Origin of the sequence: Nonomuraea rosea (assembly GCF_039539705.1) — a bacterium.
GTDB classification, from domain to species: Bacteria; Actinomycetota; Actinomycetes; order Streptosporangiales; family Streptosporangiaceae; genus Nonomuraea; species Nonomuraea rosea.
The window spans coordinates 711,202-735,249 of sequence record NZ_BAABDQ010000001.1; the positions used below are offsets into that span (position 1 = coordinate 711,202).

The window sequence follows — 24,048 nt, forward strand, 5'->3', positions numbered from 1 at the left end:
GAGGAGCAGTGATCGCCGATGGTGTCACGACGTACCTTCCTGCGAGCGAACAGCGTGGTGTTCGCGGCCGGCGGCCTCGGGCTCGCCCTGCCGTCCACCGCGACCGCGACCACCCTCACCACCACCCCACTCCTGCCCGGCTTCGGCCGTCCCACCAGGCTCGACGTCGCCGACGTCAGCACCCTGCACGGCGACGACCAACTGCTGCTGACCACCCTCCAGGGCGTCGTCAACCGCCGCCGCCCGCGCCTCTACTTCAACTACACGGCGGAGAACTACGACCTGCGCTGGTTATCCAGTACCGGCGCCGCCGTCACCCACCACGACCGCCCGCTCGACCTCGTCACCCGCTACCGTGGCGAGATCCGCGGCGCGATCCTGCACGACCCCGGCGTCCCCGACTCGGTGAACGTGGCCACCACCCTGGCCGGCCTGGAGAACGCCGTGGCCGCCACGGCCGAGCAGGCCACCGCGTACGGCCTCAGAACGATCACCGACCTGCGCGGGCGGTTCGACGCCGGCGACGTTCTGGGCACGTACCGCTGGCAGCTCGCCAACCTTTTCCCGCGCTGCACCCGTGCGCTGCTCGGCGGGCTGCCGCCGACCAGGACGGTACGCGTGGACGGCGTCCAGTGGCGCGAGGTCGCGCGGGAGACCGAGCGCATCAGAGACTCCTCCAACCGGGAGGTGCGCACGTTCGACCTGAGCCAGGAGCTGTCCGGCCAGGACGGCGTCTACCTGCGCTTCCAGGACTCCCTGGGCGACGACGGCTGGGGCGCCTCCGTCGGCTCGATCAAGGTCAAGGCCGACGGCGCCGAGATCGTCTCGTTCACGCCCGGTACGGACGCCGAGACCCCGTACCTCTTCGACGGCGTCAACTCCGCGCACGGCGGGGACGCCAACCGCTTCTCCGACGGCGGCGGCTACTTCATCTACCGCTTCACCGCGCCCGCGGGCACCCGGCAGCTCGTCGTCGAGGTGGACCTGTGGAACCAGTTCCTGGTCACCGCGACCACGACCGCGCCGACGCGGGTGGAGCCCTTCCCCTACTTCCGCGACTACACGGTCGCCATGCGCGCCATGGTGTTCTGGCTGCCGCCCTCCGGCCAGACCGGCGAGCTGCTCGACGAGATCCTCGGCAAGGTCGAGCCCACCACGCCGTACGCGGGCTGGTTCTCCAACGACGTGGCGGGTGAGTGGGGCGGCGTCGACCGGGCCTCGCAGCACGCCGTCGAGGTGGTGCCCGCCGACTACTACATGAACGCCACGGTGCACGCGGGCGTCGCCGCGAAGGTCTCCAACCGTGTGCGTCCGAGGCCGGCGGCGAGCCTGCGCAACCGGGTCTACCTCACGCTCACCGTGGGCGAGGGCGACAACATCCAGTACTGCCAGCGCAGGATGAGGGAGATCTGGGACGACCCGCGGCGCGGCGCGGTGCCCGCGAACTGGACGGTCAGCCCGCTGCTTGCCGACATCGGCCCCGCGCTGCTGGCGTACTACCAGCGCACGGCGACGGCCAACGACCTGCTGATCGCCGGCCCGTCCGGCGCGGGCTACACCTACCCCGGCTCCTGGCCCACACAGGCGCTGGACGCCTACACCGAGCTGACCGGGCGGTTCCTGCGCCGTACCGGCATGGATCTGGTCTATGCCTACAACCACCGCAAACCGGAAGGCGACGGGTGGGTGGCCTTCGACGAGCGCATCGCCCGCTCGTACCGGAAGAACACGCCGCTGCGCGGCATCATCCAGTCGTGGGAGAGCGGCGACCTGCAGATCCGCCCGGCGGGCCTGCCGGTGATCGGCAACTTCTCGCCGCAGGGCAAGGCGCAGGAGTACCGGGACACGCTGGTGAAGCGCATCGAGGGCTGGGACGGGGCCGCGCCGCTGTTCATCGCCGGCGCGGTCAACGCCTGGAACTGGACGCCGTCGGACATCGCGGAGCTGGGCGAGCTGCTCGGCGACCCGTTCGAGATCGTGCGCGGCGACACGTTCTTCGCGTTGCTGAACGAGCACACCGGACGCTGACGAACCGGGGCCCTTCGTACGTCCGACATATGCTGTGAAGCATGTCCGATTTGGAGAAGCAGCAGGATGTCCGCATCGAAATCAAGATGACCATGTCGCTCACCGACGTGCGGGCCCTGCAGGACGCGGCGATCGACCTGATCGAGAGGGAGGGCGTCTGGCACATCGGGTCCGACCCGACAGAGGCCCAGAAGCAGGACGAGATCCGCCAGATCAGGAGCGACCCCGCGCACGCGGTGAGCAACCTGATCGCCTTCATGAACATCGACACCATGATCGCGGAGCGCATCCCCGGCCTGGAGGTCGAGAACGCGAGCGTGGGTGCGAAGGTGGGCGAGCTAGGCGATTTCGACTGACCCGGGGTGGGGCCGGCTGGGGCAGTCGGGGTGTTCTGCGCGACAAACCCGTGGCCACACGGTAAAACTGCGTCCCAGAGCTCCTGGCCGTGGCGGACGAGGTTGTGGTGGCCCACCCGCCGCGCCGGGAGCTCTGCCATTCCCCCGTACGCGGTCCCTCCCGCCAGAATGCTCCACATGACCGACACGCCGGCCACCACCGGAGCCCTGCACCACGTCGAGATCTGGGTCCCGGACCTGCCCCGGGCGCTGGCGAGCTGGCCGTGGCTGCTGGAGGAGCTCGGCTACACCCTCTTCCAGGACTGGCCCGACGGCCGGAGCTGGCGGCTCGGGGCCACGTACGTCGTCCTGGAGCAGTCGCCCGCCCTGACTTCCGACCGGCACGACCGCCGCCGGCCCGGCCTGAACCACCTCGCCTTCCACGCCGGCGACCGGGCCCTGGTCGACTCCCTGGTGGCGCGGGCGCCCGAGCACGGCTGGAGCCTGCTGTTCCCCGACCGGCACCCTTACGCGGGAGGCGAGCAGCATTACGCCGCCTACCTGGAGAACGCGGACGGCTTCGAGGTCGAGCTCGTGGCGGCGCTTGAGCAGCAGCAGCCGGCGCTTCAGGACCAGTAGCCGGCCGACCGCGCGGCTCCCGCTGTGATGGCCGCGCCGTCGAGCTCGACCAGGGTCAGCTCGATGCCGCCCAGCGGCCACTCGACGGCGAGCTCGAACGTCTCGGGCGGCGGCAGCGGCCACAACCACAGCACGACGTGCAGGGCGGTCAGCCCGCCGTCGAGACGCATCGCCTGCAGCAGCGGACCGGCCGGCGCCGCACGGCGCCGATCGATGCTGGTGACCTTCGTCCCGTCGGCATAGCGCACGCCCCACCGCAGCAACCGAGGGGAAAGCCGTTCGCCCGCGCGCAGCCTGACCGGCGCGGAAGGGACCATGGTCATGTGCAGGTCCCAATAATCGGTCACGCTGAGATCGCCCTGACGCAGGGCTATTTCCACATGGAACGTGCAGCCCGTCCGATAGGCGCGGATGGTCGGCAGGAGGAGGACCGCATTGTCACTGCGGGCGATCAACCGCTCCATGGCCAGCACCGCCCCCATTTCCGGAAATGCCGGGCATAGCCATGGCGGAAGCTCCGGAGATATCGGGAGATCCGCCTCTTCGGTCTGCAGGGACTCGAAGAACATCGGCCCATGCTATGACCCCCGATGAATTCATGGCCGAGCAATAACCGAATTCATCGCGTTCGAAATTCCCCTCGCAATTCGACCGTTGGTTTCCTCAGACCCTGAGGAGGCCGGCCCGGAAAACGAGTGGCGTGGTGGCGGGCGCCATGAGCTGGCTCTCCGCCCAGGTCCGCGCGGGCGCGCTCGAACGCCAGAGCCCTGATCTGGAGCGCGTGCTCGGCAGACCCGCCATATCCGTCGCTTCCCCGACCAAGCCTGACCCCGGATCGTAGATCGGCGGTAGGCTCGGCGCTTTGCCCGTCCGAGGAAGGTGACCTGATGCGCCGCTACCGCAACGGCAGGGGCGCGGCGCTCACCGCCGGCGTCTACGGCGGCCTGGTGCTGCTGCTCGGCGTCGTCTCGCTGGCCATCCTGCTGACCACCCCCGATCCCACCCTGCTGACCGGCGTGGCTCTCGTCGCCGTCACGTTCCCGCTCGGCTGGCTGATCTGGTGGGCCTGGGACCTGTTCCCGGACCTGGTGGGACGGCCCGTGCTGCTCACCGTCCTGCTCATCGTCGCGGGCCTGGTGCAGGCGTGGCTCATCTGGCGCTTCGCCCGGGGGCCTGCCCGCCCCTGAACCACGGCACGCTCCCACCCGGCCGGTCGACCTCATCGGGCGCCCCAGAGAGCCTGGTAGCGCCGCAGGTCAGGCGGGTTCCCCGGCAGCGGGCCAAGGTGGTCGTGAGCCTTGAGGCCATCGAGGGCGATGGCCAGCAGCCGGCCACGCACCTCTTCGCCGGCCTGCCAGGACGGAGCCGGTGCCGGACGGCCGAACTGGCCGATGAGCAGGGAGACGTCCATGGTGGTGACGTCGGGGCGAAGCACGCCCGCCTGATGCGCGCGAGCGACCAGCTCGTCGGCCAGCTCCTGCGCCCGTTCATTGGTCCGCCGCATGCCGGGCGTGACCTCGATGGCGCCGGCCAGCGGCGCGAGAACGCCGAACCCGAACGCCACGCATTCCCGCACGTAATGGGCGAACCCCTCCCAGGGATCCTCGTACGCCAGGCCGTCCTCAGCCGCCGCCGCGACGCGTTCCATCGAGTCGGCGCACAGCCGCTGGAGCAGCTCCTCCTTGGTGCGGTAGCGACGGTACAGGCTGCCCATCCCCACGCCCGCGCGCGCGGCGACGGCGGAGACCGGCGCGTCGAACCCCTGCGTGGTGAAGACCTCACGGGCGGCCTCGATCAGCGCCTGGTCGTTGCGGGCGGCCAGAGCCTGGGGCCCCCTCTTGCGCGGAGTCGCGGCGTCGGACATGGACGGCAGCATACCCGTTGCGGAGCGTTCCGCTCCGGGTTAATGTAACTCGGAGCAAATCGCTCCGAGTAAGGCGGTCACTCCACATGTCTCCTTCCCACGTCGTTCTCGTCACCGGCGCGACCGGCAACCAGGGCGGCGCCGTCGCACGCCGGCTGCTGGCCCGCGGCTGGACCGTGCACGCGCTGGTACGCGATCCGGCCAAACCCGCCGCACAGGCACTGCGCGACCAGGGCGCCGTACTGGTCCAGGGCGATCTCGACGACCCCGGCTCCCTGCGTAGGGCGATGCGCGGCGTACACGGGGTGTTCAGCGTCCAGGCGCTGGCCTACGAGCCGGAAACCCTCGCCGCCGAAGTGCGCCAGGGCAAGACGGTGGCCGACATCGCCCAGGACAGCGGCGTCGCCCACCTGGTCTACAGCTCCGTGGGCGGAGCCGAACGCCACACCGGCATCGACCACTTCGAGAGCAAGGCCGAGATCGAGCGGCACCTCCTGGCGCTGAGCGTGCCGGCCACCGTCCTGCGGCCGGTGTTCTTCATGAACAACCTCCTGCACTACGCCCAGGCCGAAGGCGAGCGGCTCCTGTCGCTGCCGGTCAAGCCGGACAAGCCCATGCAGCTCATCGCCGCCGAGGACATCGGCGTCTTCGCCGCGGACGCCTTCGACGATCCGGCCGGGTTCGTCGGGCGGCAGATCGAGCTCGCCGGCGACGAGCTCACGTTCCCGGAGGTCGCCCGGGTCTACGAGCGCGTCAGCGGCACCCCGACCAGGTTCGAGGCGCTGCCGATCGAGGAGCGCATGTTCGAGTGGTTCGCCGAGGAGGGCTACCAGGCCGACATCCCGGCCCTGCGCCGTCAGCATCCGGGGCTGCTGACCTTGGAACAGTTCCTCGGCCGCTCGATCGGTAGGGTCGATGTCCATGAATGACGCCTACCTGAGCACCGCAGGACAGGCAGTGGCGCTGCTGGAGACCTCGGAGGTCGCCGAGGCATGGGAGCAGCCGAGCGCGCTGGCCATGATGACGGTCGGCGGCCTGGCCGGCCACCTCGCCTACCAGATCTTCAGCGTCAGCTCCGCCCTGCGCGAGCCCGAGTCGCGAACGGCGCCGATTCCCCTGCTGGAGCATTACGCACGGGCCGCCTGGATCGGCGCGCCGCTTGACGGGGAGGTCAACGCCGGCATTCGGGCGAAGGGCACGGACGTCGCGGCCGAAGGGGCGGCGGCGCTGGCAGCTCGCGCCCGCACGGCGCTCGCCGAGCAGCGCACCGAGCTGGCCAAGCGTGCGGGCGACCATGAGGTGTTCATGCCGCAGACGGGGTGGGCGCTGCGGCTCGACGATTTTCTGGTCACGCGGACGCTGGAGCTCGCCGTGCACATGGACGATCTCGCCGTCAGCGCGGGACTGGACGTGCAGGAGCTCCCGGAGGCCGCCTTCGACCCGGTACTGGTGCTGCTCACCCGGCTCGCCGCCCGGCGGCACGGCCAAGCCGCCTTGCTGAGAGCGCTGACCCGGGTGGAGCGAGCACCCGCGGCGATCAACGCGATCTGACCCACCTTCCGCCGCACCGCATGTGATCGTTTCGCTGGCATGATGTGGGCATGAACAGCCCCCTCGTGGTGCCGGAGCTTCCGGCCGGTGAGACGTTCCTGCTCCGTCCGTGGCGGCTGGACGACGTCACGGTGGTGGAGGAGGCGTCTGCGGATCCGTACATCCCGCTGATCACCACCGTGCCGTCGCACTACTCGCCCGAGGAGGGCGCGGCCTTCATCCGCCGGCAGTGGACCCGGTCGGCCGACCAGGTCGGCTACTCGTTCGCCATCGCGATCGCGGACACCGGGCACGGCCGGGCCGTGGGCCAGATCGGCCTGTGGCCGGGACAATCCGGACGGGCCACCGTCGGCTACTGGGTCGCCACGTCCGTCCGCGGTCAGGGCGTGGCATCCGCGGCACTGCACGCCGTCTCGGCCTGGGGCCTGGAGCGGCTGCGGATTCCGCGCCTGGAGCTGCACGTGGAGCCGTGGAACGAGCCGTCGTGGAAGACCGCCGAACGGGCCGGATTCGTCCGCGAGGGCCTGCTGCGCAGCTGGCAGGAGATCGGCGGCGAACGCCGCGACATGTACGTGTACTCGAAACTCGCCAGAGATTTCAGCTGAGCTCCCCGCTCTCCACAAGGGCGACCCCTGCCACAACGGGGGCCTAACCTTGATCACCAGGAGTCCCCCATGCGATTGATCCCTGCGTTAGCCGTTCTGCTCACCGCCCTTGTGACGGGCTGCACTGCCGCGAATGACGCAAAAGCCATCGCCATCCCCGACAGCCCGGCCGGCAAGCAACTGCAGTGGTACCTGGAAGCTGTCAATCGAGCTCCGATCCCCGAGAAAGAGCTCAACGAGCACCTCGGCAAGGCTTTCCTCGCGGATGTGCCGGCGGAGAAGTTCAACGAGCTCGCCAAAGGCGTCGCCGGGCTGAAGCTGGAGGAGCTGAGCAGCACGAAGCCGACGGAGTTGATCGGGCTGACGTCCATTCCCCTGGGACAGAAGTACGACACGAAGATGTCCGTAGGAGCCGACGGCAAAATCGACTACCTGCTTCTGGACCCGAAGTAACGGCGGCCTCTTACGCGCCGCGTTCACCTGCGGCATCGAGAGGAATCAGCGCCCGGCGGACCCCTCGCGTCCGCCAAGCGGTCAGCACCGACTCGGCAAGCTCGGCCGAGACACCCTTGGTGGTATCCACTTCATAGTCGTACGGACCGAACATATGTATGCCGTCGACCTCGACATGCCCACGCCCTTCCCCGATCCGGCGATCCCCGCGCACCCGCTCCCTCCGGTCGATCTCCGCGAGGTCGCAATGCACTCCCACCAGGAACACATCGAATCCCGCCAGCAGGCGCGACAACTGATCGCGCCACGTACGGAACTCGATGACGTGCTCCACGACCAGGTCGTTACCCGCGCCCGCCAGAGCGGGAAGACACCGGTGAAAGCCCTGGAAGAACCGCGGCCGCATTTCGCCCCACCAGGAGAAGGGGCCTTCCGCGTCACGCCGCTCGGGCAGCATCCCGCTCGCCACGAACTGATCGGAGGAGACGTACATGAACGGCTCGTCAAGCGAACGCTGCAATTCCTTGGCCAGGGTCGATTTCCCGGAACTGGACGCACCATTGAGGATGATGACACGTCCTGGGCCGCGATCCGGTGGGGTGGGTTCCATAGCAGCACCAATCATCTAGCGGCCTTTCACTTCCATGAGCAACCCCGCGAGACGGCCCGCGAACCCGGCGAGCCGACGCGATCGCGATCGAGCTCCGCGGCCTCGGCGGACATCCAGCGTACGGTGAACGGCCTTGCGCAGGTCATCCACTTCGACGAGCGCCAGCGCTCGCGCTTGAGAATCACAGAAATCTTGGCTTGTAGAGACACCGGTTTGGGGCGGAAGGCGGTCGTGAGCGACCCCCGTCGCCCCTCTCGATGGCACGACCGACCAACGCATGACCCGCGGGGACAGAGCGAGTTGATGCCCTCCCCGTTGCAGGGTCCCGTGATGCTCGACAGGGTGGGGCTCGTGATCGAGATCGATGGCGCCTTCTACCGCATCAGCAAGCCCGGCTTCGAGATGCTGATTCCTCGCTGGGAAGGGTATTCCCCCGAGACCGCCGACGAAGCCGACGCGACCATCACACTGTCCGACGGCACCTGCCGGTACGCGACGTTCATGACGCTCGGAGTCGTCCGCAAGATCATGGATCGTTGGCAGGACACAGGTGAGTGCCGCAACGGCCAGTACTTCTGGTGTTCCGATCTGGTCGTCATCCGTGAACCCGGCTTCGACTCGATGATCGTCGCAGTGCAGGACATGATCGCGACTGGAGAAATCGAAAACGCTTGCGGCGTCCTTCCGCCTCTTGATGAGGAGGATGTGGATCAGTAGTGGATGGCCAACCCGGAATCCACCAGCAGTAAAGCAGTTCATCGTTTCTCTTGCCCCGCCGCGCAAGGGCGACAAGCTCCCCGACCAGATCCAACACGTCGTCAACCTCGACGAAGGGGCAGAGGGGCTCCATCGTCCAACGCCGGGCACTTCCAGCAGGCGGGAGTCATCGACCGGTGAACGCATCCCGCGCGACGCCGGTACCAAGCCCGCGCGAGGACTTCGCACGGTCGCTATGCCTGAACCGGAACCAGTGACCTTCGCTTGCAAGGAGACCGCTCAGCTCTCGCCCGGTGCGCAAACTCGCCGACGGTGATCCTTCCGACGCAAGTAGACGGTCGCGACCCAGCGGGAGGATAGGGAGTATGAGAGAGCCTACCGGCAAGTATTCGATCACCATGCCACGTGACATCGCCGAGGCCGCCCGATCCCGGAGTGGTCCTTCCGGCTTGTCCGCTTATGTCGCCGCCGTCGCTCGCCAGATTGAGCGCGACAACCTCAGCGAACTCATCCAGGTAGCCGAGGCCGAGCCTGGCCCCATCACCGACGACGAGGTACAGGCAATGCGCGACCAACTCCACCAGGCCCGCCAGGGACAGGCCAATGGCGGGACGGCTGCGTGACCCGTTCTCCCGCCACTCCCGGCGGCACCCTTGTCCTTGACAGCGAGGGGCGGCTGGCCAAGGCCGTCCTGCGCGACCGTACGGTCACCGCATGGCTTGCTCTCGCCCGTGCTGACGACCTCCGCGTCATCACCTCTGCCGCCATCCTCGTCGAGGTGGTCCACCCCCGCGTCAATCGGCCGGCTCTGAAGTGGACGCTGTCCCGCCTTGTCATCGAGCCGGTCACCGAGCCAATCGCCCGCCACGCCGCCACCCTCTTGTCCAACACCGGCCTGCATGGGCACAAGTACGCCATCGACGCCACGCTCGGCGCCACTGCTCTGGCTGCCCCAGGCCCCGTCACGGTCCTCACCTCCGACCCCGAGGACCTCGCCGCACTGTGCGGTGCACGCGTCACTGTCATCAAGATTTGAGCTATGCCCCGTCCCGCTGGTTCCGACAGGGTGATCATGGGCCCAATGGCACGCGGAGATCAACAACATCAGGAAACACCAAAGCCCAGGCCCCGAATTCATCGGCCTACCTGGGCTTTCACAGTTTGGAGCAGGTGTCCGGTATCGAACCCCACTCTGCCAGCTTGGGAACTCGTTCAAGACCACAGCATTTGACCAAGAGAAACGCCGACCTGGGCCGATGCCGGTCGAGTGACCGTTCCCGCAACTCCCCGTTGATCGCCGCCCGAACCGGCACGCAGCGGGCACGGCCTAACGAACCCCACGCACTCCGCTCTGCTCAGGCATCCACCGCAGCACCTACGGCCTTCAGCCGCATGCACGTACATGGCGTCACCCCAAAGCTGGAGCGCCCCACCAGAGAGTGGCTCGTGATCGTAAAGGGTTGGACAGCGCCGCTGCGCGAGCAAGAAGATCCCGGCATGGGAACCAGCATCCACGGGTTCATCGAGTGCCGCACGTGGACACGTGGGCTCGACATAGGCGAGTCCGCCTGGTGCGCCGCGATCTCTCTGTCGATGCTGGGAGTGCACAGAGAGTACGGCGCCTTCGATTGCCTCTTCGGGGTTCGCAGCTCAGGCGCCTGGCGACCGATCGCGGCCGATCACGGACTCCCCCAGGACGCGTCGGAGACCGCCAAAGCGGAATTGGGGCAATGGGGGGAAGCCGCCTTCGGTGTCACTTGGTTGGGCTGGGAAGAGGTCACCGCGATCGATTGGGATGAACCGGCCCTCCATCCGACGGACGTAGCCCAGTATCGGCAGCTTCCCGATCAAAGCCTGGAACTCGTTTACCGCTCGGTATGGAGTCGTAGGTTCGCTCGCGTGAGTGGCGTCGACACCTTAACGGTTGATCCCGGCCAGGTCGCGCTGTGGGACGAAGGCACCGAGTGGAAGGCCGGAAGTACCGTCTTCCGTGTCGAACGCGCCACGCGACGCCATGTCGTACCGTCGGACGGTTACTGGCACGCGGCGTGGACAGTCATGCGCACGCTCGCGCACGTTCATGGAGACGATGCTGTCCGCTTGGTGGCCTGGTTTGAGGAGTAGGCGATTCAGCAGGCGGACAGCCATGGCTCGGGGTCGAAGAACGATCCCTGACCCGGCTTTCGTATTGAAGAATGGGTGACGGGAATCGAACCCGCGCTGTCAGCTTGGGAACTGCATCGATCACGGCCCACGGGGCGCTGAGATGGGCGGCAGGCCGGTCCTGAGTGACCGTGGCTGACCCCTCGTTACCGCCCTTGTCGGCACGCTGATGGCACGACGATCACGGTCTTGAGCTGTGGGATCGGCTTGGCTCCGATGGCATGCGCAGGGAAAGGGAGAGACTATGAGCAGCCTTCTTCGCTCACTCACGGACGAGGTGAGACCCGGATACAGGCTCTTCGCAGTCGCCAGCGTATCGACGGCCAATTAGCAGGCTCGGCGGTCGAAGGGGAGATGGACCCACCGAACGGCAGGATCGCAGCAGGGCACGACGGGCTCATCATCCAGACGGCATACTCCAACGGATATGTGCATACGATCCACGCCCGGTTCGAGCGGTGGGACGGGCCGCCACCTGCGGATGACTGGGAAGAGCTGTGGGCTGGGCCGCTCTCTCTGAAATCCGGACTGATCGGTGTCGCAGCCTGGGCGACTGGCTATTCGCACCATATGGAGTTCAACCTGGGGAAAACTGGTAACACCTGGTCCACACGGGTAGCCACCAAGATCCTTCGGACCGAACAGGAGCCCGACTTCCCCCACGCGTTCGCCCGGATCGAGCTATACAAGATCCAGTTTTGGGTCTGAGCGCTTACGCACGTGAGACGCCGATCAACCCTGCAACGGGTCGTCTCCAGCCAGAGTGACTTCCAGATCGTCGGCCGGAAGATTAAGGTCCCGACCCGGCATCCTCTTGAGCGGTGCGCCTCTGGGCTTGTCTCAGCCTCTCGGGCCAAGGCCAGCCGGCGGGGTGCTCGAGGGGCGGCAGCCCCTCGATCGGGGCTTGGGGCGGAGCCCCGATCGGACACAGTCTGAGCCCAAGGGCGCGAAGCGCCACCCAGCGAAGGCGATGCAGTTGAAGCCGGGGCGTGGGGGCCGCGCCCCCACTTGGACACTGTCTGGAGGTCCAACGCGCGAAGCGCATCCGGAACGGAAGGCCGTGCAGTTTGAGAGCGGGTGACGGGAATCGAACCCGCGCTGTCAGCTTGGGAATTGCTGTGATCACGGGCTGCGCTCCTCGGCTTGCCTGGTCAGCGTGATTGGCGCGGTGGTCGTGAGTGACCGTGGTTGACCCCTCGTCACCGGGGTTAATGGCACGCTAATGGCACGACGATCACGCACTGACCTCTTGCTTCGTCTCGCCTGGCCGTGGTGCGCTCTCTCTGTGAGTTACAGTCGCTACCCCGGTTCGCTCTCCTTCCCCCTGCACTTCCCGAACCGCCGATTTCGGATCTGGAGCTACGTGCCCTCACACAGCGAACTCGTTCTACGGACGGAGTTCGAGCCGGATGCACTTCACATCGAGCTGCTGTTCAAAGGCGTCCGAAAGATCAACCTTCCCGTGACGATGACGCACGGGCTCGTGGTGGACATCACGCCCACGATCGACGCTGATCCGGACGGCGTGGTCTTCCTGCTCAGCAACGATCGCTTCTCCGGCCACGTGTGCGCCGACTACCTCTTTCACGAGCAGGAAGAACGATCAAGATACAGTTCCTTCTCACTCTTCCACGGCCACCTGCAAAGTGACTTCGAGCGTTGACTACGCGCACCCCGCCCGCCTGATCTCCCGTCAGCCGTCGACCCACACCCGAAGGGGAAGCGGGCCTGGACCACGGGACATTGGCGTCCGAATGCACATCGTCCGCCAGCCATGTGGCACGTAACAGGGCAATTTCGCTTCTCCAAGACCCGGCTCTTGCCCGCGCTATAACGTTCGTGTTATGAACTGGGGAGAGGTGGAGCTGGAACCAGAGATTGATGAGTGGTTCGACACCCTTGATCAGGAAGACCAGGAAACAGCAGCGTTCTACATCGACCTACTGGCCGCACGTGGTGTCCTGCTCGACGAGCCCTACACTCGTCAACTCCGCGGCAAACTACGTGAGCTGCGGTTTCACCTCCACCGAGAGGCGGTGCGGATCACCTACTGGATCGCTCCGGGGAGACGGATCATCATGCTGACGGTGTTCCGCAAGCAGCGGATGCGCGAGACCGCTGAGATCGATCGTGCGTGGCGGGCCATACAGCGGTGTATCGCTGAGGCGCACACCACTGATGAGGAGTGAGCGGAGTGAGCGAGCGCAGGACCTGGGCCGACAAGAGGTCCGAAATACTGAGTCGCCCCGGTGCCGGAGCGGCTTACGAGGCAGCCAAGATCCGGTTCGAGCTGGGCGAGGCTGTGAGACTGCGGCGTGAGCAACTGGGGCTGACCCAAGCTGAACTGGCGGAGCGCACTGGGCTGAAACAGCCGGCGGTAGCACGGTTCGAGGCAGGGGGGACCATGCCGACCATCCCCATGTTGGAGCGCCTGGCAGACGCTCTGGAGATGCGGCTCAGTGTCGAGTTCCAGCCGCTACGTGAGGCTGGCTGATCTCGCTCGAAAGCAGTGTCGGCAGTCACAGCCCGACTGCCGACACTGCGTCGTAAGTTACACGGAAGATCGAGAGCGGCTTCTGAAACGATCAAAGCCAGGTCGGAACCCATCCCTAACCTGGCTTTCAGTCTGAGAGCGGGTGACGGGAATCGAACCCGCGCTGTCAGCTTGGGAATTGCATGGATCTCGGCTCGTAGGGGCGTTGACCTGCGGCTGAGGCCGGTCGTCAGTGACCGTGGTTGACCCCTCGTTACCGCCCTTAATGGCACGCTAATGGCACGACGATCAGCCCGCGACCTGCTGTTCTTCGTACGAGGCACACCCCGCTGCCCACCTAATTCATCCTGTCTGCCGTCGACCCGCCCGAAGGGAAAGCGGGTTAGCCTTTCGCATCGCGTCAGCCTTATAGGTCGTGTCACGGCACCTCTTCCTCACGCGGCGGTGATGGCCCGAAACTCCACTGACGCGGAGACATCACCATGCATCACCACATCGATCTCCAACGCCGCTGCCAACCGCACCATCAGCGGAATCGTCGGCATGTGCGCTCCACCTTCCAAGCGGGAGACTTGCGGCTGCGTCATGCCTGCTCGCTCGGCCAGTTCCGTCTGCGACAGGCCCAGCTCGATCCGGCGGCGGTAGACGGCCGCGCCGAGTTCCTGCCCCAGTCGTGCCTCCTCCACCATCGCGGCGTACTCGGGCCTCACTTCCTCACCAGCAAGCCGCTTGGCCTTGATCGTCTTCCACTTGCTGTGCCCGGCCATCCTTTCAGCCCCTTCCCTCATAGATCCAATGCGCGGCGCCGTGCTCCAAGCCGCCGGCCATGCACTCGGCCATCGCCTTACGGGCGCGCTCCACATCGCGCGGCTGCCTGTCGCGCGTCTTGTAGAAGGCGGTCAGCAGCACCGCCCGGCGGCCCTCGGCCAGCCAGTAGGTGAGGCGCACCGAATGGTGTGCAATATCGAAGCGCAACTCCCACAACCCGTCACCCAAGTCGCGAGCGTGACCATACGGCATCCGGTCGCCGAATTCAGCGAGCCGTTCGACAGCGGCCTCGACAGCGGCATGATCTCGGTCGGACAAAGTGTCCAGCCAAGCCTCCACCGCTGGCTCCAGCTCGATGTCGTACAGCTCTTCACTCATGCAACACAGTGTATATGCCAAGCTTTGCATAACCTGATTCTGCAGGGCGCAGCAACCATGCGAGATGAACTGTCATCGAGGTCAACGACTCCTGCTTCGTGGGCGATGACGCCTGCGGCGGTGTCCAGGGGTTGTCACTCGACATGATGCCGGCGTCGATCTGGCTGTCTGCCGCCCTGCTGAACAGGCCGGCCCAGGGACCGAGGGGCGGCAACCTTCTCGACGACCAGCGGGAATGCCTGGAAGGGACAATGGGAGCGATCAGCGAAGCCAGGTCGGGGTGAGGCCAGCCCACCGTGTAGCCAGGGAACGGGCGGGCCTAGTGCGAGCGAAGCGAGCGGGCTTGGCGGGGGTCGAAGGGGGCGGAGTCCCCTGGGAAGCGCTGTCTGAAGCCCCAAACGCGCGAAGCGCGCCCTGAAAGCGGAAGGCCTTGCAGTTTGAGAGCGGGTGACGGGAATCGAACCCGCGCTGTCAGCTTGGGAACTGCATCGATCACGGCCCGTTGGGGCGCTGAGCTGGGTCGAAGGTAGGCATTGAGTGACCGTGGTTGACCCCTCGTCACCCCCCTTAATGGCCCGCTAATGGCCCGGCGATCAGCCTGCGGCCTGGTGTTACTCGCGCCACACGCGCGCCGGTTGATCGGTGGTGAACTATACCGGTGAAGGCATATACGAGGCTGATGAGCGTCCTACTTGTGGCTTGTCTTGGAATCGTGTTAGTCACCGGCGCTTACCTGACGTTTTTCTACTCGCCGGCAGACAACCCGATCTATGACGGCCCCTATGAGCCACTGCGCGGTGTAGAGATGAGCGCCGCCTACGCCTCGGAGCTGAAACTCACCTTTGAGACACCTGGTGGCCTGCTCGTGAGAGCGTTGCATCAGTGGTCGGGGCTGGCTTTCCTGCTGGTGGCAGTCTTCCGACTGATACTCATCCGGAGGTTCCTCCCGGCTCTGCCCGTGCTCGCGCTGCTTGGGCTGGGTGCGCTGAACGTGGTCGTGGGGCTCGTGACGACCGGCGCTGTGCCCGCCAGGGAGACCTTCGAGGAGGTACCGACCATCTGGTGGTACAGCGTGCACCTTCTGCTGGCGCTCACGACGGCGGGAGCCCTGATGGTCGCCTGGCGCCAGCAATCGCGGCCGGATTGATCTATGGGCTTTAGTCAGCAGCAACTGTTCGGCGTCGATCAGCCATCGTGAACGGTGAGCCAAGGTGAGGAACGAACCCTGGATCGTCGATCGCCCCCGAGCACGTACGGCGACTGGCCATGCAGTGGCGATCGTAGGGCTGCATCTGTGCGGCGGCGGGGCAACCCCGGTCGGGGGGTTCGGTTGGTACGGCGGGGCCGGCGTGCAGGTGTTCGAGCTGGCCGACCGAGTCGGGCTACGTCCGATCGGCAATGTCCGCAAGGTCAAGGACGAGGCGTACCGGCTGCGCTTTCAACGGCACGGCGCGATGCGGACCCATCCGGAGATCTTCCACGCGCGTGCGGCGGCCGAGCGTGCACTGTGGAAGATGGCCATGGAGGGAAAGGCCGACTCGACCCAGGACCGGCGGTTCCGCGCGATGGTGCTGCTGGCCACCTTCGCGAGCCTGCGTTGGGGTGAGGTCAGCGCACTACGCAGGATGGACGTCGATCTCAAGGCGCGTACGGTCCGCGTCCGGGTCGCCTTCGTCGAGCGCTCTGCCGGCGGGCTGGTGCTGGGACCGCCCAAGTCCAAGGCCGGTCGCCGGACAGTGGGCGTTCCGCAGAGCATCGTCCCCATCCTCCAGGAGCACATGGACACCTACGTCCAGAGCGAGCCGGGCTCGCTGATGTTCCCAGCAGCCAAGGGCGGGCCGATACCCCGCAGCGGTTTCAACACCCGCACACGGTGGGTGGACGTCGTCACGGAGATGGGCCTGCCTGGGCTTCATTTCCACGATCTGAGGCACACGGGCAACATGCTGGCCGCCGAGTCCGGCGCGGGGCTCAAGGACCTCATGGCGCGCATGGGACACGACAACGTCCGAGCGGCCATGATCTACCAGCACGCGGTCAGAGGAGCCGACGAGGCGATCACCAACGCCATCGATCGGCAACTCGAAGCACGTGACGATGACGGCGACGAGGGCACGGCGGGCATACTGGTCCCGGCAGGGTGATCACGAGCTAATGGCCCGTTTATGGCCCGCGAAGATCAACAAGTCTAGAAACAATCAGGCCCAGGGTCCGGGGATTCCGTCCTACCTGGGCCTGAAGTATGAGAGCGGGTGACGGGAATCGAACCCGCGCTGTCAGCTTGGGAAGCTGATGTTCTACCATTGAACTACACCCGCGTACGGCCCGAAGCCGCGTCCACCACTGTAGCGGAAACTTGGCGCGCTACAGCAATCCCGAGGCCCCAGAGTTTCCTGCCGGGCGGTAGGTTGCTCACCGTGTTGCTATCTGACCGTGACATCCTCGCCGAGATCGATTCCGGCCGGCTCGCGCTCGACCCCTTCCACGAGGAGATGATCCAACCCTCCAGCATCGACGTACGGCTTGACCGGTTTTTTCGGGTCTTCGAGAACCATCGGTACCCGCACATCGACCCAGCCGTGGAGCAGCCGGACCTTACGCGGCTGGTCGAGCCCGATGGGGAGGAGCCGTTCATCCTGCATCCGGGGGAGTTCGTGCTGGCCTCCACCTACGAGGTCATCACCCTGCCGGACGATCTCGCGTCCCGGCTGGAGGGGAAGAGCTCGCTCGGGCGGCTGGGGCTGCTGACGCATTCGACGGCGGGGTTCATCGATCCGGGGTTCAGCGGGCACGTCACGCTGGAGCTGTCGAACGTGGCCACGCTGCCGATCAAGCTCTGGCCCGGGATGAAGATCGGGCAGCTGTGCGTGTTCCGGCTCAGCACGCCCGCCGAGCATCCGTACGGGTCGGACAAGTACGGGTCCCGCTACCAGGGACAGCGGGGGCCGACGCCGTCCCGGTCGTTCCAGAGCTTCCACCGGACCAAGATCTAAGGTCGTGCGAGCTGTGAGAGCCAGATGAATTTCGGGATGCAAAACAGTCCGCCAACGTCGTAATCGGACGGAACGGGTCGTCTCACGACGACACACCGTGAGGCTCACCGATAGGCGCGAGCCCTGGCCGGTAAGGGGTTCCCAGCAAAAAGGCGCTCAAACTACCAGCCCCCCGGGTTCGTACAACATACGTAGGGTAGCCAGAAGGAGAAGGGGACATGAAGTTCGCATTTCGCCTGGTAACCCGTACTCTCTTCCACGGACCATCCCCGCACATCTGGAGAACGACGTGCGCCTGCGTCTCACGCCACGTGAGGACAGCTACTACGACCTGTTCGCCGACTCGGCGAACAACCTGGTCACCGCATCCCGCCTGCTGGTAGAGATCATCAGCGACGGATCGGACAGGGAGGCCCTGGCCGAGAAGATGCGCGCTTGCGAGCACGCCGGGGACGAACGCACCCATGCGATCATGAACCGGCTCAACGAGAGCTTCATCACTCCGTTCGACCGCGAGGACATCTACCGTCTCGCCTCGAACCTCGACGACGTGATGGACGCCATGGAGGCCGCTTCCGACCTCATCGTGCTGTATCAGATCGACCACCTGCCCAAGGACGTCGTCCGACAGGTCGAGGTGCTTGAGCGGGCCGCCGAGCTCACCGCCGAGGCCATGCCGCGGCTGCGTTCGATGAAGAACCTCAACGAGTACTGGATCGAGGTCAACCGCCTGGAGAACCAGGGCGACCAGGTCTACCGGAGGCTGCTGGCCAAGCTGTTCAGCGGCGAGTACGACGCACTCACCGTCATGAAGATGAAGGAGGTCGTCGACGCTCTCGAAGAGGCCGCCGACGCCTTCGAGCATGTGGCCAACACCGTCGAGTCGATCGCGGTCAAGGAAAGCTAGGCCTTAGGTGGACCTCACGCTCGCCCTCGTCATCGGCGTGGTCGTCATCGCTCTGGCCTTCGACTACACCAACGGGTTCCACGACGCGGCGAACGCCATCGCGACCTCCGTCTCGACCAGGGCCCTCACCCCCAGGGCCGCGTTGTTCATGGCCGCGGCCATGAACTTCATCGGCGCCCACCTGGGGACCCAGGTCGCACAGACGGTCGGCAAGGGCATCATCGACGCTCCGAACGGCTCACACGGCCTGGTCATCGTGGCCTCGGCGCTCATCGGCGCGATCGCCTGGAACCTGATCACCTGGTATTTCGGCCTGCCGTCATCCTCCAGCCACGCCCTCATCGGCGGCCTGGTGGGCGCCGCGCTGGCTTCCGCCAGCATCGTGCACTGGGACGGAGTCTTCGAGAAGGTCGTCATCCCGATGATCTTGTCGCCGCTGATCGGGTTCACGCTGGCCGCCGCGATCATGATCGCAATATATTGGATCTTCCGCAACAGCCAGCCGGGCAAGACCAACCGGGGCTTCCGCTACGCGCAGACCGTCTCCGCCGCCGCCATGGCGCTGGGGCACGGGCTGCAGGACGCGCAGAAGACGATGGGCGTCATCTTCCTGGCGCTCACCGTCGGCGGCTATGCCACTCAGGGCGATCCCATCCCTCAGTGGGTCATCCTGTCCGCCGCCGGGGCGATCTCGCTCGGCACGTACGCCGGTGGCTGGCGCATCATGCGCACGCTGGGCCGGCGGATCATCGCACTCGACCCCCCGCAAGGGTTCGCGGCGGAGTCGGCGGCGGCGACCGTGCTGTACGCGGCGGCCATCGGCTTCGGGGCGCCCATCTCCACCACGCACACGATCACCTCGGCGATCATGGGTGTGGGCGCCACCAAGCGGCTCAGCGCCGTGCGGTGGGGCGTCGCGGGGAACATCGTGACCGCCTGGATCCTGACCATCCCGGCCGCCGCCCTGGTGGCCGCAGTCTCCTACTTCATCCTCCACGCGATCATCGAGTAGGCCGCCGCCCTCATTCAGCGGCTTCCTGTCCGCTCGCGTACATCACGTCCACGTCCCATCGGTTGAAGCCGAGGGCCTCGTACACCCTGATCGCCGCCGTGTTGGCCTCGTCCACGTACAGCATCGCCTGGGCGAGGCCACGCGAGCGCAGGTGGCAGAGGCCGGCCAGGGTGAGCGCCTTGCCCAGGCCGGTGCCCTGCCGGCCGGGGTCGACGCCGACCACGTACACCTCGCCCAGGGGCTCGTGGCCGTGGTCGGAGGAGCCGTGGATCTTCGTCCAGTGGAAGCCGACGAGCCGGTCGTCGTGGAAGGCCAGGAAGAAGCCCTCCGGGTCGAACCAGGGCTCCTGCTCGCGCCGCAGCAGATCGTCCATCGTCCAGGCCCCCTGCTCGGGGTGGTGGGCGAAGGCCGCCGCGTTGACCTTGAGCCAGGCCTCCTCGTCCTGGCCGGGCACGAACGTCCGCAGAGTGATGCCGGCCGGCAGGTCGTAGGCCGTGAGCGGGGCGAAGAGGGAGCGGCGCATCTGCCACAGGGAGCGTACGCGCTCGAAGCCGAACGCGACCGCCAGCGCCCCCGCTCCCACCTGGCCACCGTGGGCCCACAGCCGGAGCCGGCCGCCGGTCAGCTCGATCACCGCCTGGAGCAGGCGCGCGCCGTTGCCCCGACGCCGGTGGGCGGGGTGGATGACGAGCTCCACGCTGGGTCCCTCGACCTCGTCGGTGGGATCGACGTGGGCGTAGCCCAGCAGCGTGCCGCCGTCCTGCAGCAGCAGGGAGCGGGCCTGCGGATCGCCGCCGTAACGCAGGTGGAGCATCACATGTTCGTTGAGCGGGCGGACGCCGTCGGCCTCCGTGGCCGCGCCCACCAGGCCGAGCACCTCGGCGATCTCTTGGTCATCGAGCTGTTGCCTGATCTGCACGCGCGCGCTCACAGAACGAACTCTAGGCGCATGACTGGCAAATAACGCCATGTGACAGCCCGGCAAATCGTTACCTTTGCGACATGGGCTGCATAGATTCCCACCGTAACGTCTTGGGCCATGACGTCTCGTTCCCTCCTCCGGCTGGCGCTGGCCGGAGCCGTCGCCTCGGGTGCGGTCCTGCTCGCCACCCTTCCGGCGGACGCGAGCAAGGCCCCCAAGACGGTTCCCGTCCGGCTGCTCGCTCTCAATGACTTCCACGGCAACCTCGAACCGCCGACCGGATCCTCCGGCCGCATGGTGGACGAGAACGGCAACACCGTCGACGCCGGTGGCGCGGCGTACGTCGCCACTCACATGAAGGCCCTCGCCGACAAGAACACCATCGCCGTCGCCCAGGGCGACCTCATCGGGGCGACGCCGCTGATCTCGGCGGCCTACCACGACGAACCGTCGGTCGAGTTCCTGGGCAAGCTGGGGCTCAAGGTGGCCGCGGTGGGCAACCACGAGTTCGACGAGGGCTACGCGGAGCTCCGGCGGATCATGAAGGGCGGCTGCCACCCGGTGGACGGCTGCTCGCCCGCGGGCACGTGGAAGGGCGCGCAGTTCGACTATGTCGGGGCGAACGTCCTGTTCAAGAACCGCGACGAGAAGACCGACGCCCTCGCCGCGCTCGGTCAGCAGCCGCAGGTCAAGCAGCTGCTGAGCGACTGGGGCGTGCCCGCGCTGCCGCCGGTCAGCATCAAGTGGATGAACGGCGTGCCCATCGGCTTCATCGGCCTCGTCACGCAGACCACGCCGAGCATCGTCACGAGCGAGGGGATCAAGGACCTCAAGTTCGTGGACGAGGTCAAGGCGGCGAACGTGGCCTCCAAGCTGCTCAAGCTGGTGGGGGTGAAGGCCCAGGTCGTGCTGGTGCACGAGGGTGACCAGGTGACCGCGGGCCAGTCGCCCGACGCGTGCAGCGCCATCCCCGGGGCGGGCAACCGCATCGCCACGCAGGTGGACGCCGAGGTCGACCTGATCCTCAGCGGCCACTCGCACCAGGCGTACATGTGCAAGGTCAAGGACCCGGCGGGCAACGACCGGGTGTACTCGCAGGGCGGGTCGTTCGGGCGTGTCATCACGCAGGTCGATCTGAACGTGAACGTCAAGTCGCGCGACATCGACCGCGCTTCGGTCGTGGCGGACAACCACGTCGTGACCCGCACGGTCGCCGCCGATCCCGAAATTTCGGCTTTCGTGCAGACGTGGAAGGACCGCGTCGCGCCGGTCGCCAACAAGGCCGTCGGCACCATCTCCGCCGACATCACGAACGTGGCCGCGCCCTCCGGCGAGTCGGCGCTCGGCAACTTCATCGCCGACTCCCAGCTCGCCGCCACGAAGACGGGCGGCAACGCCCAGATCGCGCTGATGAACCCGGGCGGGGTGCGGGCGTCGCTGTCGTACGCGACCTCGCCGGTGAACGAGGGCGACGGCGTCGTGACGTACGGCGAGGCGTTCACGGTGCAGCCGTTCAACAACCTCATGCAGGCCGTCACGCTGACCGGCGCGCAGCTCAAGACGGTGCTGGAGCAGCAGTTCACCGGCGGGCCGAACAACCAGGCGTTCACCAAGATCCTGCAGCCCTCCGCGAACTTCACCTACACCTACAACAGGACCGCCGCCTGGGGCTCCAAGGTGTCGGACATGAAGATCGACGGGGTCGCGGTGACGGACACGCAGTCCATCCGGGTCGCGGCGAACAACTTCCTGGTGGGCGGTGGTGACGCGTTCCTGGCCTTCAGGGACGGGACCGACTTGTGGAGCGGGCCACTGGACATCGACGCGTTCGTCGAGCATCTGGGCAAGAACAACCCGATCGCCCCGCCCGCCACGAACCGCATCACCGCGGTGGGCTGACCGCCTTCCTGTACGGCGGGCGCGTCCCGCCGCACAGCCCTGACTGGGATGCCCCCGCCGTGCGCCTCATCCCGCGCGGCGGGACACTCCGGCCGTACATCTCATCCCGGCGGCGGGACACTCCCGCCGTACACCTTCAAACCCCCCATCCTGTACGGCGGAGCCGGCGGCACGCCGCCCGCCGCACAGGGCTGAGGGCCTCCAGGGAGACGCGCGCTGACCCGCACAGGGCCCGCCGCCGTCACGGCGCGACGTGGGCCGGTTACCGGCCCGACCCCTGGGCCGCCGGACTCACGCCCCCGCCGGCTGGTCGTGCACGGGCAGGACGCATACGAGGCAGGCCCCCGGCGTGTGCTCGGCGACCGAGAGGGTGCCGCAGTGGGCCATGGCGATCTCCCTGGACAGGGGCAGGCCGAGGCCGCTGCCGCCCTTGTCCTTGGCCCGCGCGTTCTGCAGCCGGGTGAACCGTTCGAAGACCCGTTCCCTGTCATGCGGCGGGATGCCGTCCCCGTCGTCGGCCACCGTCATGATCACCCGGCCGCCCTCCGTCGCCACCCTCAGATCGATCCTGGTGGCGGCGTGCCTGGAGGCGTTGTCCAGGAGGTTCGTGAGGAGGCGGTCGAGCTGCACCTGCGAGCCGAGCACCGGGGCCGTGCCGCACTGGTCGAGGTGGATGGGCACCCTGCCGCCCGCGCGGCGGCGTACCTGATCCTCGGCAAGCCGGCACATGTCCACCACGCGGCGTTCTGGCATCGCGCCCGCGTCGAGTTTGGCCAGCATCAGCAGCTCGTCGATGATGCTCGTCAGGCGCTCGGCGGCGGCCAGGGCGCGCTTGCCCGTGGCCGGCCAGTCCGCCTCGTCCGGGTAGGCGTTGGCCACCTCCAGCTGGGCGCGCAGGGCCGAGATGGGGCTGCGCAGCTCGTGCGAGGCGTCGGCGACGAAGCGGCGCTGGGTCTCGGCGGAGCGTTCGAGGCGGTCGAGGGTGTGGTTCGTGGTGGCGGCCAGGTAGGTGATCTCGTCGCCGGTGTCCGGCACGGGTACGCGCCTGCTCAGGTCCTGGCCGGTGATCTCGGCCATCTCCGCGCGAATGCGTTCGACCGGGCGCAGGGCGAACCCGACCACCGCCCACGAGAGGCCCGCCACGAGCACCAGGACGAGCGGGGCGCCGAGGAACAGCAGAAGGTAGATCCACCTGAGCGCCCCGTCCACGTCGGTCAGCGCCGACGCGCCGTAGATCGTGGCCGGGCCGTCCGGTGTGTTCACCCTCAGGCCCATGACGAGGTAGTGGACCCCGGTCTCGGTCCCCTTCCTGGTCAGCCTGCGCTCGGCGGTGTAGACCCGTTCGAGGTCGGGCACCGGGAACGGCGTCATCCGCGGCCCGTCCCTGAGGCTGGGACTGGCCGCGATCATCTTGCCGTCCGCCGAGACCACCTGGAGGAGCTGGACGCGTGGCGGCGGCACCAGCACCTTGGGCAGCTCTCCCGTACGTGCGTCGCTGGCGACCCGCCGCACGGCGAGCTCCACCCTGTTCTCGACCACTCCGCGCAGGTTGCCGGGCACGGTGGCCAGCGTGAGCAGGGACGTCGCGGTGAAGACGATCGCCGCCACCAGGGTCGCGATCGTGGTCAGGCGCGCCCGGATCGAGCGAGGAAAGAGCCTATGCAGCACCGCATCCCCTCCCCCGTCATCACTATCAGTGACACTTACCCG

The 24,048-nt window shown here is 67.1% G+C and carries 29 protein-coding genes and 1 tRNA gene; 22 read left to right on the forward strand and 8 right to left on the reverse strand.

Annotated elements, in window-relative coordinates:
- The first annotated feature begins 18 nt into the window (after window positions 1-18).
- The 3 genes from ABEA43_RS03480 to ABEA43_RS03490 all read left to right on the forward strand — a co-directional run bounded on the left by ABEA43_RS03480 (window position 19) and on the right by ABEA43_RS03490 (window position 3,002).
- On the forward strand, window positions 19-2,028 hold the full coding sequence (locus ABEA43_RS03480) for a GxGYxYP domain-containing protein (protein ID WP_345558515.1): 2,010 nt from the start codon (window positions 19-21) through the stop codon (window positions 2,026-2,028).
- Window positions 2,029-2,069: 41 nt separating this feature from the next.
- A complete protein-coding gene (locus ABEA43_RS03485) occupies window positions 2,070-2,384 on the forward strand; it encodes a hypothetical protein (RefSeq protein ID WP_345558517.1) in 315 nt (104 codons plus the stop codon).
- 177 nt (window positions 2,385-2,561) lie between these two features.
- The gene (locus ABEA43_RS03490) at window positions 2,562-3,002 is read left to right on the forward strand and encodes a VOC family protein (RefSeq protein WP_345558519.1); all 441 of its coding nucleotides are present in this window, start codon (window positions 2,562-2,564) and stop codon (window positions 3,000-3,002) included.
- Here ABEA43_RS03490 and ABEA43_RS03495 read toward each other — a convergent pair.
- A complete protein-coding gene (locus ABEA43_RS03495; protein WP_345558521.1) occupies window positions 2,990-3,571 on the reverse strand; it encodes a hypothetical protein in 582 nt (193 codons plus the stop codon). The two genes, ABEA43_RS03490 and ABEA43_RS03495, sit on opposite strands and share 13 nt — an antisense overlap.
- 318 nt (window positions 3,572-3,889) lie before the next feature.
- Between ABEA43_RS03495 and ABEA43_RS03500 the strand changes: the two genes are divergently transcribed.
- On the forward strand, window positions 3,890-4,189 hold the full coding sequence (locus ABEA43_RS03500) for an SCO4225 family membrane protein (RefSeq protein ID WP_345558523.1): 300 nt from the start codon (window positions 3,890-3,892) through the stop codon (window positions 4,187-4,189).
- Between the two features lie 32 nt (window positions 4,190-4,221).
- On the opposite strand, the gene ABEA43_RS03505 is transcribed toward ABEA43_RS03500, so the two are convergent.
- Entirely contained in the window at window positions 4,222-4,866 is a 645-nt protein-coding gene (locus tag ABEA43_RS03505) for a TetR/AcrR family transcriptional regulator (RefSeq protein WP_345558525.1), read from the reverse strand.
- An 86-nt stretch (window positions 4,867-4,952) separates the two neighbouring features.
- On the opposite strand from ABEA43_RS03505, the gene ABEA43_RS03510 reads away from it, so the two are divergent.
- From ABEA43_RS03510 to ABEA43_RS03525, 4 genes are all read left to right on the forward strand, one after another.
- Window positions 4,953-5,795: an NmrA/HSCARG family protein gene (locus ABEA43_RS03510; protein ID WP_345558527.1), complete on the forward strand. Its 843-nt coding sequence runs from the start codon at window positions 4,953-4,955 to the stop codon at window positions 5,793-5,795.
- Window positions 5,788-6,417, forward strand: coding sequence for a maleylpyruvate isomerase N-terminal domain-containing protein (locus tag ABEA43_RS03515; RefSeq protein WP_345558529.1), 630 nt, complete (start codon window positions 5,788-5,790; stop codon window positions 6,415-6,417). Before ABEA43_RS03510 ends, ABEA43_RS03515 begins: the two co-directional genes overlap by 8 nt.
- 50 nt (window positions 6,418-6,467) lie before the next feature.
- Window positions 6,468-7,022 (forward strand): GNAT family N-acetyltransferase, encoded by a 555-nt coding sequence (locus tag ABEA43_RS03520; protein WP_345558531.1) that lies wholly within the window; start codon window positions 6,468-6,470, stop codon window positions 7,020-7,022.
- A gap of 69 nt (window positions 7,023-7,091) precedes the next feature.
- On the forward strand, window positions 7,092-7,475 hold the full coding sequence (locus ABEA43_RS03525) for a Cpe/LpqF family protein (protein ID WP_345558533.1): 384 nt from the start codon (window positions 7,092-7,094) through the stop codon (window positions 7,473-7,475).
- Window positions 7,476-7,485: 10 nt separating this feature from the next.
- On the opposite strand, the gene ABEA43_RS03530 is transcribed toward ABEA43_RS03525, so the two are convergent.
- Window positions 7,486-8,085: a chloramphenicol phosphotransferase CPT family protein gene (locus tag ABEA43_RS03530; RefSeq protein ID WP_345558535.1), complete on the reverse strand. Its 600-nt coding sequence runs from the start codon at window positions 8,083-8,085 to the stop codon at window positions 7,486-7,488.
- 351 nt (window positions 8,086-8,436) lie between these two features.
- Between ABEA43_RS03530 and ABEA43_RS03535 the strand changes: the two genes are divergently transcribed.
- The 8 genes from ABEA43_RS03535 to ABEA43_RS03570 all read left to right on the forward strand — a co-directional run bounded on the left by ABEA43_RS03535 (window position 8,437) and on the right by ABEA43_RS03570 (window position 13,459).
- On the forward strand, window positions 8,437-8,802 hold the full coding sequence (locus ABEA43_RS03535; RefSeq protein WP_345558537.1) for a hypothetical protein: 366 nt from the start codon (window positions 8,437-8,439) through the stop codon (window positions 8,800-8,802).
- Window positions 8,803-9,167: 365 nt separating this feature from the next.
- Window positions 9,168-9,425, forward strand: coding sequence for a CopG family transcriptional regulator (locus ABEA43_RS03540; RefSeq protein ID WP_345558541.1), 258 nt, complete (start codon window positions 9,168-9,170; stop codon window positions 9,423-9,425).
- Window positions 9,422-9,838 (forward strand): DNA-binding protein, encoded by a 417-nt coding sequence (locus tag ABEA43_RS03545; protein WP_345558543.1) that lies wholly within the window; start codon window positions 9,422-9,424, stop codon window positions 9,836-9,838. The genes ABEA43_RS03540 and ABEA43_RS03545 overlap by 4 nt, the downstream gene beginning before the upstream one ends.
- A gap of 461 nt (window positions 9,839-10,299) precedes the next feature.
- Complete coding sequence (locus tag ABEA43_RS03550; RefSeq protein ID WP_345558545.1) at window positions 10,300-10,926, forward strand: hypothetical protein; 627 nt, start codon at window positions 10,300-10,302, stop codon at window positions 10,924-10,926.
- Between the two features lie 393 nt (window positions 10,927-11,319).
- Complete coding sequence (locus ABEA43_RS03555) at window positions 11,320-11,673, forward strand: hypothetical protein (protein ID WP_345558546.1); 354 nt, start codon at window positions 11,320-11,322, stop codon at window positions 11,671-11,673.
- A gap of 577 nt (window positions 11,674-12,250) precedes the next feature.
- Window positions 12,251-12,628 carry a hypothetical protein gene (locus ABEA43_RS03560; protein WP_345558548.1) on the forward strand — a complete coding sequence of 126 codons (378 nt, stop codon included), beginning with the start codon at window positions 12,251-12,253 and terminating at the stop codon, window positions 12,626-12,628.
- A 181-nt stretch (window positions 12,629-12,809) separates the two neighbouring features.
- Entirely contained in the window at window positions 12,810-13,154 is a 345-nt protein-coding gene (locus tag ABEA43_RS03565) for a type II toxin-antitoxin system RelE/ParE family toxin (RefSeq protein WP_345558550.1), read from the forward strand.
- A 5-nt stretch (window positions 13,155-13,159) separates the two neighbouring features.
- On the forward strand, window positions 13,160-13,459 hold the full coding sequence (locus tag ABEA43_RS03570) for a helix-turn-helix domain-containing protein (RefSeq protein WP_345558552.1): 300 nt from the start codon (window positions 13,160-13,162) through the stop codon (window positions 13,457-13,459).
- A 434-nt stretch (window positions 13,460-13,893) separates the two neighbouring features.
- On the opposite strand, the gene ABEA43_RS03575 is transcribed toward ABEA43_RS03570, so the two are convergent.
- Both ABEA43_RS03575 and ABEA43_RS03580 read right to left on the reverse strand, forming a co-directional pair.
- A complete protein-coding gene (locus ABEA43_RS03575) occupies window positions 13,894-14,226 on the reverse strand; it encodes a helix-turn-helix domain-containing protein (RefSeq protein WP_345558554.1) in 333 nt (110 codons plus the stop codon).
- A 4-nt stretch (window positions 14,227-14,230) separates the two neighbouring features.
- Complete coding sequence (locus ABEA43_RS03580; protein ID WP_345558556.1) at window positions 14,231-14,605, reverse strand: type II toxin-antitoxin system RelE/ParE family toxin; 375 nt, start codon at window positions 14,603-14,605, stop codon at window positions 14,231-14,233.
- Window positions 14,606-15,263: 658 nt separating this feature from the next.
- Between ABEA43_RS03580 and ABEA43_RS03585 the strand changes: the two genes are divergently transcribed.
- Together ABEA43_RS03585 and ABEA43_RS03590 are read left to right on the forward strand one after the other, a co-directional pair.
- The gene (locus tag ABEA43_RS03585) at window positions 15,264-15,752 is read left to right on the forward strand and encodes a hypothetical protein (RefSeq protein ID WP_345558558.1); all 489 of its coding nucleotides are present in this window, start codon (window positions 15,264-15,266) and stop codon (window positions 15,750-15,752) included.
- Window positions 15,753-15,876: 124 nt separating this feature from the next.
- Window positions 15,877-16,749 (forward strand): site-specific integrase, encoded by an 873-nt coding sequence (locus tag ABEA43_RS03590; RefSeq protein ID WP_345558560.1) that lies wholly within the window; start codon window positions 15,877-15,879, stop codon window positions 16,747-16,749.
- A 103-nt stretch (window positions 16,750-16,852) separates the two neighbouring features.
- Here the strand turns inward: ABEA43_RS03590 and ABEA43_RS03595 are convergent.
- Window positions 16,853-16,923: transfer RNA gene (locus ABEA43_RS03595), tRNA-Gly, on the reverse strand.
- A gap of 99 nt (window positions 16,924-17,022) precedes the next feature.
- Here ABEA43_RS03595 and dcd point away from each other — a divergent pair.
- From dcd to ABEA43_RS03610, 3 genes are all read left to right on the forward strand, one after another.
- Window positions 17,023-17,598 (forward strand): dCTP deaminase, encoded by a 576-nt coding sequence (gene dcd, locus ABEA43_RS03600; protein WP_345558562.1) that lies wholly within the window; start codon window positions 17,023-17,025, stop codon window positions 17,596-17,598.
- A 289-nt stretch (window positions 17,599-17,887) separates the two neighbouring features.
- A complete protein-coding gene (locus ABEA43_RS03605; protein ID WP_106243913.1) occupies window positions 17,888-18,505 on the forward strand; it encodes a DUF47 domain-containing protein in 618 nt (205 codons plus the stop codon).
- A gap of 7 nt (window positions 18,506-18,512) precedes the next feature.
- Entirely contained in the window at window positions 18,513-19,517 is a 1,005-nt protein-coding gene (locus ABEA43_RS03610; protein ID WP_345558564.1) for an inorganic phosphate transporter, read from the forward strand.
- Between the two features lie 10 nt (window positions 19,518-19,527).
- Here ABEA43_RS03610 and mshD read toward each other — a convergent pair whose 3' ends face one another.
- Window positions 19,528-20,448 carry a mycothiol synthase gene (gene mshD / locus ABEA43_RS03615; protein ID WP_345558566.1) on the reverse strand — a complete coding sequence of 307 codons (921 nt, stop codon included), beginning with the start codon at window positions 20,446-20,448 and terminating at the stop codon, window positions 19,528-19,530.
- 108 nt (window positions 20,449-20,556) lie between these two features.
- Here mshD and ABEA43_RS03620 point away from each other — a divergent pair, with 108 nt between their 5' ends.
- Window positions 20,557-22,338, forward strand: a complete 1,782-nt coding sequence (locus ABEA43_RS03620) for a bifunctional metallophosphatase/5'-nucleotidase (RefSeq protein WP_345558568.1) — start codon at window positions 20,557-20,559, stop codon at window positions 22,336-22,338.
- A gap of 291 nt (window positions 22,339-22,629) precedes the next feature.
- Here ABEA43_RS03620 and ABEA43_RS03625 read toward each other — a convergent pair whose 3' ends face one another.
- Entirely contained in the window at window positions 22,630-24,006 is a 1,377-nt protein-coding gene (locus ABEA43_RS03625; RefSeq protein WP_345558570.1) for a sensor histidine kinase, read from the reverse strand.
- Window positions 24,007-24,048: the final 42 nt, after the last annotated feature.